Origin of the sequence: Silvibacterium sp. (assembly GCF_047605705.1) — a bacterium.
In the GTDB taxonomy this organism is placed as follows: Bacteria; Acidobacteriota; Terriglobia; order Terriglobales; family Acidobacteriaceae; genus Silvibacterium.
The window spans coordinates 38,237-50,716 of the sequence record NZ_JASGFD010000029.1 but is presented as its reverse complement, the minus strand read 5'-3'; the positions used below and the strand labels follow the sequence as shown (position 1 = coordinate 50,716).

Genomic DNA, 12,480 nt, shown 5'->3' with positions numbered 1-12,480 from the left:
CGATGAGGAATCGATGCGACTTATCCTGCTGCTCGCGATGATTGCTACAACGTCACTTCCTCTGAAGGCTGCGTCCTTTTATGTCGATGCTTCACACGGCAAGGATGCCTCGGCAGGAACACGACTTCATCCATGGAAGTCGCTGGACGCGGTGAACCGGCATACCTTTCATCCCGGCGATCACCTCTACTTCCGTGCAGGTTCCGCATGGCAGGGGCAACTCCGAATCAAAGACTCCGGGGCAGAGGGATCTCCGATTCAGATCGATCGCTACGGCCATGGCGCGCTGCCGCGCATCGATGGCGCTGGGCAAGTACGCGAGGTGCTCAGCGTGGTGAATGTCTCCTATGTTGAAGTGCGGCACCTGGAGATCACGAATCACACCGCAGCACCTGCGCTGCTGCGCGGCGTACTTGTAGCTGCCAATAACAGCGGGACGCAACGCGGCATTGTGATCGCGGATCTCTATCTTCACGACATCAGCGGTACAGAGCAGAAGAAGGATGCCGGCGGCATCGTCTTTCAGACTTCCGGCTCTGAAGTGCCGAGCAGATTCGACGGCCTGCGCATCGAAGGGAATCTCTTATGGAAGGTCGATCGTTCCGCGATCGCCGGACTCAGCGATGAAACAGATCGCACGCGATGGTTTCCGAGCCTTCATGTCGTGATCCGGGATAACGTGGCGGATGATATCGGCGGAGACGGAATTGTGCCGTGGGCCACAGATGGCGCGCTGCTGGAACATAACATCGTGTGGCGCGCAAATCAGCGAGCGGGAAGCTATGACGCGGGCATCTGGCCCTGGAGCACGGATAACACGACGTTACGCTGGAACGAAGCGGCATGGACTCACTCCACGCTGGATGGCGAAGGCTTCGATTCAGACTATAACTCACGCAATACGCACTTCTTCTATAACTACAGCCACGATAACGATGGCGGATTCATGCTACTGTGCTCGCCCGTACGAAGAGATGAGCGCAATAACTTCGGGAATACAGGCACTGTCGTCGCCTATAACATCAGCCGCAACGATCATGCCCGCATCTTTCACCTGAGCGGCGCGGACAACGTGACCCTCTCTCGCAATGCGATTTACACCGCCGCGGGAAACAACACGCAGATCCTCCTGGTAAGCAATTGGGAGGGCTGGTCACGAGGCGCGCATTTCATCTCGAACTTATTCGATGTACAAGGAGCCGGACATTACGGCTACGGAGCCGAGCGGCATACAGATGGCACGTATCGACTTGCACCGGGTTGGGGTGGCGCGAAAGATATACAGTTTGCCTGCAATCGCTATCAGGGAACGCAGACGAGCAAGCCAGAGGACTCGTGCTTATCCGCAAGCCGGCAGGACGCGCCGAAGGCTATCGACTGGGAAACTGTTCCGGCGGAACCGACGATGGACCCACGGCACCCGGAGCGGATGCCTGCGTTTCTCGCTGCACACAGGGCGTGGATGCGGAGACTTTTCGAACTGCAGTTTCCTGTGAGCCGTGAATAGCGATCTTCTACTTCCGGATGAGAGCTTAAGTGCGGGAAGGCGAGTTATTGCTGCGGAGAATCGCCGCCGCTCTTCTGCTCCTGCAGCTGCTCATGCAGAGACTGCCTCTTGGGCAAACCAAACTGCTCGCGCATGGACTTCTTCTTCTTCGACTTGCCGCCGCGCAGACTGCTTCTGCCAGAGGAGGAGGACGAAGAGCTGCTCGAACTGGAGCTGGAAGAGGAGGAGGAGCTAAATCCTCCGGACATCGCGGACGAGAAGATACTCGAGGAGGAGAAGGCTGAGGACCTGCCGAAGCCGCCCATCGCCGGATGACTGATGATGGGACTTCCAGGCTTTGGCAGCGAAGACGCCGTGGAGGTCTTACTCGCGCCGCTGTTGCTGCTACGCGACAGGCCGGCAAAACTGCTCTGGCTACCTGAATTAAAGGTATTGGTAACGGCCGAGCTGACGGCGCTGGAAGAAAGCCGCGACATCATTGCGGGGCTGATTGTCGACGCGCGGGAAGCCGCGGCAGAGAGCGAAGAGGCACTGAGATTCTGCTTGTTGCTACCACCGCCTCCACCGCAACCGGCACATACTGACGATGCCGACATGCTTGCAGAAGCAGAGAAACTCGTCGTTGCGTTCATGGTCGCACTCGCACTTGCAGAGCCGCTTGCAGAAGAGTTTGCTGCGACCTGTGATGCCCCTTCCGGAATAAGAGCAAGGTTTAGCAACAAAAGCGCTGCTAACCGAGCAAACATTCCGGAAGAAAGTCGAATCGCAAGCATGAAGTACCTAACACGAAGCAGCATTAGTCGATCTGAGAATACGCAACGGCATCCACGACAGCATTGGTGGCGCCAGGAAGTGCCGTCAGACCGAAGTCCTTCCAACCGCTACGCGGCAATACAAGAACATCTCCCGCCTGCATGACTGGAGCTGGTATCTGGTTCTTAAGAACCTTGTTTAGGTTGAAGCGAATGGTTTGAGCCGTTCCATCGGGCAGAGGACGGACAATCGCCGCTTTCCCCATAGCCGCTGTCTTATTGAAGCCCTGAGCGAGTGAGACAACGTTGAGAACAGTCAGTTTAGTGCCGCCTTGAATGTAGAAGGCACCAGAATGAACGAAGTCACCAACCACATATATGAGGGGCGCGCGGTTTACGACGACAGTATCGCCAGGAAGAACGACAGTGGCTTTAATTTCTGGCGAATAGTCTTGTGTCGTCACGTTGACAGTAATAGGGTGGGTCGAATCGTAAGCGTGTGTGACCGTAATACTCGATCCTTCGCTCGCCGTCACGCCACCGGCCGCAGCCAGCGCGTCATAGAGCGAGCGGGGGCCCAGCAGCGTATACACGCCGGGAGCTTTCACCTCGCCAAGCACTGTGACACCATCGGTCGAGTAGTCGACGATATCAACGGTCACGAGCGGGCTGAGCATGATCTTGCTCGTAACGAGGCGTTCCTGAATCGTGGCCGCGGCCTGACTGGGGAGCATACCGTCAACCTTGACGGTGCCTCCGATCGGCAGCACTACGGCACCCTGCTGATCCACACGCAGCTTTCCTGAGAGCTCAGGCGTATTGAAGACCTCGACGTCCAGCAGATCACCCGACGTGATCGGAATGTTCTGCAAGGGAACGCGTTCCGATGCAGCAGCCGGGGCGGCCTGAGATGCAGAAGCAGACTGTGCGTCCGATTGCGCAATCGCCGATGCGGAAAGGAATGCGAGCCCCAAGAGGGCAAATGCAGCCTTATTCGTAATAGCCATAGCTGTTCTTCCCGTAATATCCGGTATCTTGTCCGACATTGGAATCATTCAGCACGACACCCAGAATGCGGGCGTGCGCACGAACGAGAATCGCGCGGGTGCGTTTCAAAGCCTTCAGCGGAGTGCTTCCGGCCCTGGCTACCAGAATGGTGGCATCCGCGAGACGAGCCAGCGGAAGAGAATCGCTGACGGCCAGCATAGGAGCGGAGTCGATCAGAACCGTATCGTATTCTCTCTTCCACTGCTCCAGGAGGGCCTGGAGCTTTGCCGAAGACAAGGCTTCAGACGGGAATGTGGTTCCCTTTCCTGCCGGAATGAAGTGAAGGTTCGGAAGATCCTGAATCGGAGCAATGATCGTTTCCGGACCTGCGCGATCGATGAGCCAGTCGCTGAGGCCATTCGTGTTGGACACGTTGAAATCAACATGCAAACGAGGACGGCGAAGATCGGCGTCGATTACCAGGATGCGCGCACCCTTCTGGGCGAGAGCAATCGAGTAATTCGCCGAGGTCAGCGTCTTGCCTTCGCTGGGCAAGGAACTCGAAATCAGAACGAGGCGCGGCGGCTGATCGATGGAGCTGAGCATCACCGAGTTGCGCAGCGTTCGATAGGCTTCTGCGAAGCGGGAGCGCGGCTCGGTGATGGTAACCAGGCGTTGCGGCCGTGCCGAGGTATCGGTCTTCAGAGCCTCAATATGCGGAACGGTCGTCAGCGTAACCAGACCGGTGTTGGATTCCAGTTGGGCAATAGTTTGGATTTCACCTCCCATTGCTTCTTTCAAAAGGGCTGCGCCAACACCAACGGCAATGCCCAAGATAAAGCCAGATACGAGAATAATCGTCTTTTTCGGGGCGACAGGAACAAGTGGCGTGCGCGCACGGTCCACGATCATAGTGTTGATCGAGTCGAGACCAGCATTCACGGTAGCCTGTTGCAGCTTGTATTCGAGCGTGTCATAGAGATCACGACTCGATTCACCCTCGGCAAGCAGCACAGCGTAGTCGGCCTGCTTACGGTTCAGGGCATAGGCGCGAGCAAGCTCTGCTTCGTATGTGGAACGAAGCATATTCTCCGCGTTCCTTGAAGCGCTCAGATCCTCATTCAGGTGCGCAGTAATTACCTTGATATTGCTGCCAATTTCCTTGCGCACTTCAGCCAGCTGTGTCCTGACCTCGGCTAATGGGGGATAATTTTCACCAAATTTTGTCGAGAGCTGGATGTACTGCGCGTAAAGAGTGGATTCGGTGCCCTGCAGACTTTGTAGGTGGGCATCAGGCACTAATGATGCAAGAACTTCCGGATCCCCAGATTGAGCCGCCCGCCACGCGGCTTCCTTCAGAATGCGGTCGCCTTCTGCCTTCGTAACTTGATCGTTCAAGTCCTTGAGACGATCGATCTCCGTGTTATTTGTTGGATCTGTTCCAACCAGATTGTTGTTCTGCTGGAATTCCGCGATCTTAGTCTGCGCATCGGCCGCGCGCTTCTTGAGATCATCCATCTGCGAGGCAAGCCATCCGTGGACCTGAGAGACGGAGTTGTATTTGCTCTGGAAGTTGACCCGCATATAAGCATCTACGGCTCGATTCAACAACAATGCAGCTAGCTCTGGGTTGTGGTCTTGAAACGTGATGCCTACCAACTGGGTACCAGTTACCTGAGCTGCTTTAATAGAGCCTTTAAATTTATCGATGACGCCAATCTGGCGAGGCGTTAACTGTAAAGGCTGATGCTGCGCGTCTTCCTGGACAAAAACCATCTGGTCTTTTGGAAATCCAGCGAACTGTTGAAACTGCTCGGGGCTCAACGTCTCCAGAGTAGAGAGCGCCACCTGATCACTAGTCAGAATCCCAATCTCAGTCGGAATGACGTCGTTTTCTCCGCCCATCAGCGCATCGGTCAACCCAAGAGAACCGGAGCGCGAAGGATCAATGCGGACCGTGCCCGAGGCCTCGTAGACCGGCTTCGTAACAGAGATGTAACCCGCCGAAGCTGCAGCACAGATTATCGTGCAAATCAGAATGAACCATTTGCCGTTCGCAATTGCACGGAAAAGATCAGCAAAAGAAGTTCCCTCTGCCTCAACGTGTTCAAAGCCTGACATGGGAAGAGACTGCTCAGGAGGAGTTTGGGGCATGGCTGGCTAATTATATCCTTATGGTCACGGCCCAAAGCCGTCAAAGGTTAACGCGAAAACCGCGTAATTGTTGTATCTACGTTACAAATCATCTTCTCGACGGAAAAGTCAGCGAGGGCACTCTGCCGTCCTTGTTGCGCGAGTTGATTCAAGAAACCTGAGTCCGTTTTAAGCCGTTTTATGGCCTCTTGCAGTTCTGTCGTGTGGCCCGGAGTCACGAGGATGCCCGTTTCGCCGTCCCGGATGATCTCCACTGCTCCACCTGCGCGCGTCGCGATCACGGGACGCGATGCGAGCATACCTTCCACAATCACGCGTCCAAAGGGTTCCGGCGCGGTTGCGGTATGTGCGATGACATCCACTGAGCGCATGAGCTGGGGAACATCTCTACGAAATCCGAGGAAATGAACACGCTCTGACAACTTATGTCTCTGAACCAGAGCATGCAGTGATTCCACATACTCCTTCTCACCGAATAATGCGTCGCCGACAATCGCGAGATGCACATCGGGCAGTGCTGCTACGGCCTCGATCAGGACGTGCTGCCCCTTCCAGGGAGACAGACGGCCGAAGGCTCCTACAACGAACTTGCCCTGCCAGCCGAGCTCACTGCGGAGCTCTCCAACCATTTGTTCAGAAAAAGTATCAAATGGCGCCGGGCTAATTCCATTGTAGATGACGATCGATTTTTCGCGCTTGCCACCGGACGCGATGAAGGAATCGAGCGTGGCCTGCGAGTTCGAGATAACCAGATTTGCGGAGTGATTGCCAGTAAAAACGGCGACGCTCCGCATGATGCCGCTGAAATGATCCGCCTGCAGCATATCGCGCAGGTGCCAGATCAGTGGCTGCCCCCGCCGTTTTGCCAGAGCGCTCACCAGAAAGGCTTTCTGCGAATTGGCATAAATCACGTCAAAGCCTTCTGCGATCTTTGCCAGTTTGTTGCGAAGTTCAACAAACGACGGCACAGCCGAGAGCAGAGAAGAGATGCCAGCTTCCCGGCGCACTTCGCCAGCGCTGCCCGCAGCAAGCAGATGAACCGGCACGGGGATTTCTTCCAGCAGCCTGCGAAACGGGCCATCGGAGAAGAGCACCACCTCAGCCGTATGCGAGGTTCCGCGCACGGTATCGAGCAAGCTTAACTCGCCGCCGCCAAGCTGGCCGGTCTGATCGACAAACAATACCTTCATGCCGAGCGCTTCCTTCTCAGCGAAATGGAGAGCCCGTGTACTCGCCTATTCGAATCTTTACAAAGCATCCGACACCCTTGTCGCTGGAAGATCGGGGCGCTCAAGATCTGCAATTTTTCTTTCCCGCCGATCAAAAAGCCAATAACGAATGCGATCCGTATTGGCCTCAAAAATGCTATAGAAGCAAAGGGTGACAAGGATAATCAGCGAAAAAAAGCCGATCATCTCAGCAAGATTTATAGGAGTCTTAGCTCGCGGATGCCATGGACGCAGCAAGAGCGCTGCCAGGAAAGCGCCCACTGGCATATGCAATACATATAAGGAGTACGAAATTTTCGAGAAAAATCCTGCCAGCGAACGGTACCAGCCAGCCCGGGATGGCCTCTTGTAATGAAGAAACATGTACAACAACCCCGTGAACAGTAGGGCAATGATGTATTGAGACTTATGGACCCCGATATCGAACTTCCGCAGGAGCACCGTCCCTGCCCCAACCAACAACACCATCATGGCCGTCACCGCATTCACGAGTGCAGCTGGAACACGCAATGGCACGAGCGACAGCAAGGCTCCCATGATCCAGATCGGAAACAGGATCGGAATATGCTTAAGCGAAGCAAAATCACTACGCATAGTGACAAATGTGAGAAAAGCGACAACGAGACTCACGCATGCTGCCCTCGCAACCAATGAACGCTTCAATGCAAATGGGACTACGAGTATAGGAAACAGGATGTAGTACCAGAATTCGTTTCCCAAGCTCCAGAGGGCACCATTACTACCGGGGGTGGAGACCAGGATGCCCTGCAAAAATGCGATATTTCCGAGGATTGTCGTTATCCGGAAATCCTGATCTACATGGGGATACACATATCCAATATGAGCCACATACACCTGGCCCGGAGCACCCAGCAGATGATAACCAAGGTTGTCCAGTAGAAGCCCAAACAGCAACGCCGGCAAAAGAACAACCCACAGGCGTGTCAATCGCTTGATGAGGTACGTCTTCGACGACCAGACGTGACGCCTCAGACTCTTGATAACGCTGCCGCCTACAAGGTAGCCGCTTAAGACAAAAAACATCATGACCGGGGTGTTACCCATGTCCGCGCGGCGATGAAATACAGGTGGAGGAGCAGGCACTGCAGTCGCAGTATTTACTGCTGGCACCTGCACATCCGCTGTCGAATCACTCAGCGATGAGAAGAAGAAACTCTTTTCGTGGAATACCATTACCGCGAGAGCAGCCAGCCCACGCACTGCATCGAGGTGAACAGAGCTCCACGTGGGAGCAGTCTCTTTATGAACGGTCGGCATACGCGTCCTTTACCTAATTGTCCGGAAGTCGTTAGTCCTCACATGACCCCAATATTGCGGACGAAATTTGCATTGCAACGACGATGGAATCAACGGCTCAGATACCTACCGCGGTGACGTCTTTCCCAACAAAATTCTCATGCGAGCGCCTCCTCATAGACCTGGCGGGTCTTTGCGGCGATCACGGGCCAGTCGAAGTTTTTGACAGCATAAGCGCGGCAGGCATCGCTTGAAGGCAGCGCTCGCGCTCCGCTCAGGAAGGCGCCGAGTGCTTCCGCGATGGTGCCGGTCGCGGTATCGGCCAGCACGCAGTCCGGAGCGAAGGGACGAATCACCTCGGGCAATCCGCCAACGGGCGTGACCAGCACGGGCGTTCCCGAGGCCAGCGATTCGAGCGTAATCATGCCAAAGCCTTCGAGCGCCTGCGTCGGGACGATGGAGACATCTGCGGCGCGATAAGCCAGAGGAAGGTCTTCGTCTTCGACACGGCCAAGCTGGCGAATGTTGTTCTCGAGGCCCGCAGCAGCGATGCGTTCTTTCAGCTCACCGAGGATGGGACCGGCTCCGGCGAGCATGACCATGATCTCGGGCACGCGCTTGCGCACCTCAGCCGTGGCGTCGATGAGATTCTCGAGACCCATGCGGCGCACCTGACGACGCACGGCGAGCACGGTGGGCCGATCGACGGGCCAGCCAAGGCGTTCGCGCGCTTCGGCACGCGTGAACTGATCATGAAAGCGTGTGGAGTCGATGCCGCCGGGCACAAGACGCACGCGCTCTTCCGGCACGCGATAGCGGCGCACCAGCTCGCGCTTGAATGCTTCCGAAAGAACGATGAGACGCCTGCCGCGGCGATACACGGCATTCTCCATCGCAGCCTGTACACGCGATCCCAGTGAGGATTGGCCTTCCACACCTGCTTCCGCGGCCCAGGGCCCATGGAAGTGAATCACCGTCGGCGTGCGTGAGAGCTTATCGACAATAGGAAGCGTGTAGAGCGCAAAGTGCGAGGCGATGAGATCGAAGTGCCCATGGCGCAAGGCATCGATACCCGCCTTGCGCGCGGCGAGCAGACGCTTCTGCAACGGCGCCTTGGCAGGCGCGAAGCCGGTCACGACACCGTTGGTCGAAACAGACACCTTTGGGGAACCGGCAACCAGACCGCGCACCTCCACACCTGCGCCAGGCAGGTAGCGGAGGAGTTCGCTATAGACGCGATTCAATCCGCCCTGGCGCTCACCGAACCAGTCGTTGCCAAGTTGTAGGGTGCGAAGCGTCTTTGCTGCCATGCGTTCGATTCGTCCTCTGAGTCGGGCGGGGAATTTGTAACAGTTCTGGATCATTTTAGCGTTGAGGGCGCATACGGTCCGCTTCGACAATCTCGCGGAGAAACCCGGTAACCCTGTTCACTTGTGAAGTACGTTCGAAGAGCGGCGCGTCGGCCATCGACCAACGTTTTGCGAGTGCGTCAGAGGGTGTGACGCGATCCATGAGGCCCACCAATGCGTCGAGGAAGACCGGATCCCATGGAGACTGGCCGTGCAGGCGCCAAAGGGCGCGCTGGTCCAGATCATACGACATCGGAATCTGATTGGTGATAAACGGCAGCCGCGCGGCCATGTATTCGCTCAGCTTCGTTGTGTAGCGAAAGCTCCCAACACCATCGACACTCTGCGGGATGGAACCGATATCGAGCGCCGCCAGCCAGTAGGGGACCTCTTCACGCGATACGCGGCCAGGCAGATGCACGGTGCGGCCCAGCGCATCACCTGCAATCTCCTTCAGCTTCGGCAGCCCGGAACCATCGCCCACAATCACGACGATTGCGTTTCCTTTCGAGCTGCGGATGGCGCGCACCAGTTCCGCGCCATAGCAATAGCCATAACGGCTGGACCAGCTCAACGAACCGACGATGCCGAAGACTACGGTGCTGTCATCGATATTGAGCTGTTGACGGATGCGGCGGCGGCCCTCTGCCAGCTCCTCCTCGGTGCGCTCGAAGGGCGCCCAACCGGGGATCGTGATGCCGCGTTTTGCTCCCATGGTGAGAGCGCGGCCGACGAGATAGGGCGTCCAGCCAATGAAACCACTCGAATACCTGTAGAGCATCTGCTCATAGCGGCGAAAGACGGGCTCGGCCGCAGGATGCCGCGCAGACAGAAACGGGGCCACGGCATCGCCGCTGCTCACGACGTACGGCATGCCGTAGAGACGGCGGCCGAGGATCGCGGCCAGGCCTCCGGCGATTCCCGTCCCTTCAAGGACGAGGAGATCGAACTGCCGGCTCTTCAGTTGCGCGAGAAGTTTCTTTGCGCCGCCGCGCTTGTCGCGCTTCGAGAACTCGGCCAGCGTGTACTGGAAGCCGGAGACCATCGCGCGCAGGCGAGCCTCGTCGTCACCGCCATTGCCCTGCGTAGCGCATGCCAGCAACTTCAGATCGGTTGTGGGTGCCGCAGCCTGCTGGTTCAACGAGACTCCTTCGATGCCAACGTATTACCTATTACTTCATCAAGACGTTCGGAAAAGCGGTCCACCGAAAAGCTGCGACCACGTTCGTAAGCAGCGTTGCTCATCTCACTTAGCTGCGCCGGCGAATTCAGCAAGCGAATGATGGCAGAGGCAAATGCTGGAGAATCGCCAACAGGCGCCAGTACACCATTTATCCCGTCCTGAATAATCTCCGCAGGACCGGCATTTTTGCTGGCAACAACTACACGCCCGGAACCCATGGCTTCCACCACAACCATGCCGAAAGGTTCAGGACCAGTAGGCGGATGTACCATCAGATCTGCAGCGCCAAGCCACAAACGCACCCGCTCAGGAGGTATCTGACCAAGAAGGAGCAACCGATCCCCAAGGTTCGCCTGCTCAGCGAAAGCACGCACTTTCGCAGCGAAAGCGAGGTCACGCGGATGCTCCCCACCTGCTACAAAGAAAACGGCGTCCGGGAAGGCCCTAGCACATCCCTGAGCTGCCTCGAGAAAAACAAGAACGCCTTTCCAGCGCTCCCATCGAGCCACCATACCAACGAGACGAACCTCAGGCCGAATTCCGAGGACCGCGCGCGATTCTTTGCGCGTCGGAGGATCAAGGATGAAAGGCACACCCGGATAGCACACCACAGTCCGATCGACGGGGGAGATGCGTCGCTGAGCTGCGCGACTCGCCTCAGAACAGCAAAGGACGGCTTTCGCCGGCAATCGTGAGATGAGGCGATTCAGACGATCGTCCCCTGGAATTCCATGCTGAAACCAGAGAAGCGGTACGCCTATACCGAAACATGCAGGCGCGGCGTACAGATGACCTTTCGGCATCCATGAAAGAAGTCCCGCAAGGCGTTCCTTCCGTACCCATCCCCTCAGCTTGAAAAGCACTCGCACGTAGTTGGCAGCATCGGTTAAACGGGTTGCAGGAATCACCTCAGTTTTGACACCCAGGCTGCGAGCAACCTCGACCATCGGACCGTCCTGCAAAAAAGCACACGCAAGCGTGTACTTCTCGCTCCCCTGGCGCAGCCAATGGAGCAGAAGATTCTCTGCACCTCCCTGTTGATACCCCAGCGGCATCACTACGCCAATCGTCGGGCGCTTCAAGCTCTCTTCGGAAGGCACTATTCAGGCCCTCCCTTGCGAAGTGAGCTGATGTTTCTTCTTCGCCGCGTCACGGCTTCGCGTTGCGGTCCTGTAGAGATCCTTCACTTGCGCGTTGCCGCGAATGCGCATAAGGATCATGCGCAGAGAGCCGGGACGCGTAGCTGTTCCAAGCGTCCGCTCCCAGGCAAGAGCCGCCCATTTACGAGGTCCAATTGGCAAATATCGAAGCAGCGCCCAATAGTAGTTGTAAGACGTGTCCTCCACTGCTTCGAGGTGGATCTTGCCGCGCTGGTCGTTGCCGTAGCGTTTCGAGGGGAAGTGGTCGACAAGCACAGCTGGGTCGTACTTTAGATGCCAGCCAGCACGCGCGATAGCCAAGCTAAAGGCCAGTTCAAAATAAACCTGAGCGCCTTTGCCCCGGAGACCTTCATCGAAGCGCAGCTTGCCGATGGCAGCGCGCCTCCAACTCATATTGACGCCTTTGAGATGCTGCACGACTCGAGCCGGCCCCAGACCCAGATGATGATTACCGACCATGCGTCCGTAGAAATAGAGCCGCCCGACTTCAGAAGTCACTGGAGGAAGAAAATGGCCGTCATCCATCAATGCATCGCGGCCACCAAGACCGCCAAGCTTGGGGTCGTCTGCAAAATGTCGTTCGATGAGGCGAAGCCAGTCGGGATGTGGCGCAGAGTCGTCGTCAGTGATGGAAACTATTTCGCCTGAACATTGCTCCATGCCCTGATTCAGTGCATAAACCACGCCAGGCCGAGAGATCTCCAGCACTCGCAGCGGGAGCTGTCTTTGCCACAGAGCCAGTGTCGGACGTGTAACCGTGTCTTCATCACGAACCGTAATCACAATCTCATCGGCAGCACGTTGCTGCCTACTCAAGGCCTCCAGGCAACGAGCCAGATCTTCAGGCCTTTTGTATGTCGGAATCAGGACGGAGAGACGCATAGGCTGAGGATCGATTAGCT

The 12,480-nt window shown here is 56.7% G+C and carries 10 protein-coding genes; 2 read left to right on the top strand and 8 right to left on the bottom strand.

Annotated features, from left to right (window positions below; all coding sequences use genetic code 11):
• Positions 1 to 13: 13 nt before the first annotated feature.
• Together QM649_RS12020 and QM649_RS12015 are read left to right on the top strand one after the other, a co-directional pair.
• A complete protein-coding gene (locus QM649_RS12020) occupies positions 14 to 1,507 on the top strand; it encodes a hypothetical protein (protein ID WP_415199286.1) in 1,494 nt (497 codons plus the stop codon).
• A 132-nt stretch (positions 1,508 to 1,639) separates the two neighbouring features.
• Positions 1,640 to 1,822: a hypothetical protein gene (locus QM649_RS12015; protein WP_415199285.1), complete on the top strand. Its 183-nt coding sequence runs from the start codon at positions 1,640 to 1,642 to the stop codon at positions 1,820 to 1,822.
• Positions 1,823 to 2,303: 481 nt separating this feature from the next.
• Here QM649_RS12015 and QM649_RS12010 read toward each other — a convergent pair whose 3' ends face one another.
• The 8 genes from QM649_RS12010 to QM649_RS11975 form a co-directional block, all read right to left on the bottom strand.
• Complete coding sequence (locus QM649_RS12010; RefSeq protein ID WP_415199284.1) at positions 2,304 to 3,266, bottom strand: polysaccharide biosynthesis/export family protein; 963 nt, start codon at positions 3,264 to 3,266, stop codon at positions 2,304 to 2,306.
• A complete protein-coding gene (locus tag QM649_RS12005; RefSeq protein WP_415199283.1) occupies positions 3,250 to 5,400 on the bottom strand; it encodes a GumC family protein in 2,151 nt (716 codons plus the stop codon). The genes QM649_RS12010 and QM649_RS12005 overlap by 17 nt, the downstream gene beginning before the upstream one ends.
• A gap of 47 nt (positions 5,401 to 5,447) precedes the next feature.
• Entirely contained in the window at positions 5,448 to 6,590 is a 1,143-nt protein-coding gene (locus QM649_RS12000; RefSeq protein WP_415199282.1) for a glycosyltransferase family 4 protein, read from the bottom strand.
• A 57-nt stretch (positions 6,591 to 6,647) separates the two neighbouring features.
• Positions 6,648 to 7,907, bottom strand: coding sequence for an acyltransferase family protein (locus QM649_RS11995; protein ID WP_415199281.1), 1,260 nt, complete (start codon positions 7,905 to 7,907; stop codon positions 6,648 to 6,650).
• Positions 7,908 to 8,044: 137 nt separating this feature from the next.
• Positions 8,045 to 9,196, bottom strand: coding sequence for a glycosyltransferase family 4 protein (locus QM649_RS11990; protein WP_415199280.1), 1,152 nt, complete (start codon positions 9,194 to 9,196; stop codon positions 8,045 to 8,047).
• A 55-nt stretch (positions 9,197 to 9,251) separates the two neighbouring features.
• On the bottom strand, positions 9,252 to 10,376 hold the full coding sequence (locus QM649_RS11985) for a glycosyltransferase (RefSeq protein WP_415199279.1): 1,125 nt from the start codon (positions 10,374 to 10,376) through the stop codon (positions 9,252 to 9,254).
• A complete protein-coding gene (locus QM649_RS11980; protein WP_415199278.1) occupies positions 10,373 to 11,500 on the bottom strand; it encodes a glycosyltransferase family 4 protein in 1,128 nt (375 codons plus the stop codon). Before QM649_RS11980 ends, QM649_RS11985 begins: the two co-directional genes overlap by 4 nt.
• 21 nt (positions 11,501 to 11,521) lie before the next feature.
• The gene (locus QM649_RS11975; protein WP_415199277.1) at positions 11,522 to 12,460 is read right to left on the bottom strand and encodes a glycosyltransferase family 2 protein; all 939 of its coding nucleotides are present in this window, start codon (positions 12,458 to 12,460) and stop codon (positions 11,522 to 11,524) included.
• Between the last annotated feature and the right edge of the window lie 20 nt (positions 12,461 to 12,480).

Coding starts and splice junctions, on each gene's coding strand:
- QM649_RS12020 (WP_415199286.1), top strand. CDS start 14: ATGCGACTTATCCTGCTGCTCGCGATGATTGCTACAACGTCACTTCCT.
- QM649_RS12015 (WP_415199285.1), top strand. CDS start 1,640: ATGGACTTCTTCTTCTTCGACTTGCCGCCGCGCAGACTGCTTCTGCCA.
- QM649_RS12010 (WP_415199284.1), bottom strand. CDS start 3,266: ATGGCTATTACGAATAAGGCTGCATTTGCCCTCTTGGGGCTCGCATTC.
- QM649_RS12005 (WP_415199283.1), bottom strand. CDS start 5,400: ATGCCCCAAACTCCTCCTGAGCAGTCTCTTCCCATGTCAGGCTTTGAA.
- QM649_RS12000 (WP_415199282.1), bottom strand. CDS start 6,590: ATGAAGGTATTGTTTGTCGATCAGACCGGCCAGCTTGGCGGCGGCGAG.
- QM649_RS11995 (WP_415199281.1), bottom strand. CDS start 7,907: ATGCCGACCGTTCATAAAGAGACTGCTCCCACGTGGAGCTCTGTTCAC.
- QM649_RS11990 (WP_415199280.1), bottom strand. CDS start 9,196: ATGGCAGCAAAGACGCTTCGCACCCTACAACTTGGCAACGACTGGTTC.
- QM649_RS11975 (WP_415199277.1), bottom strand. CDS start 12,460: ATGCGTCTCTCCGTCCTGATTCCGACATACAAAAGGCCTGAAGATCTG.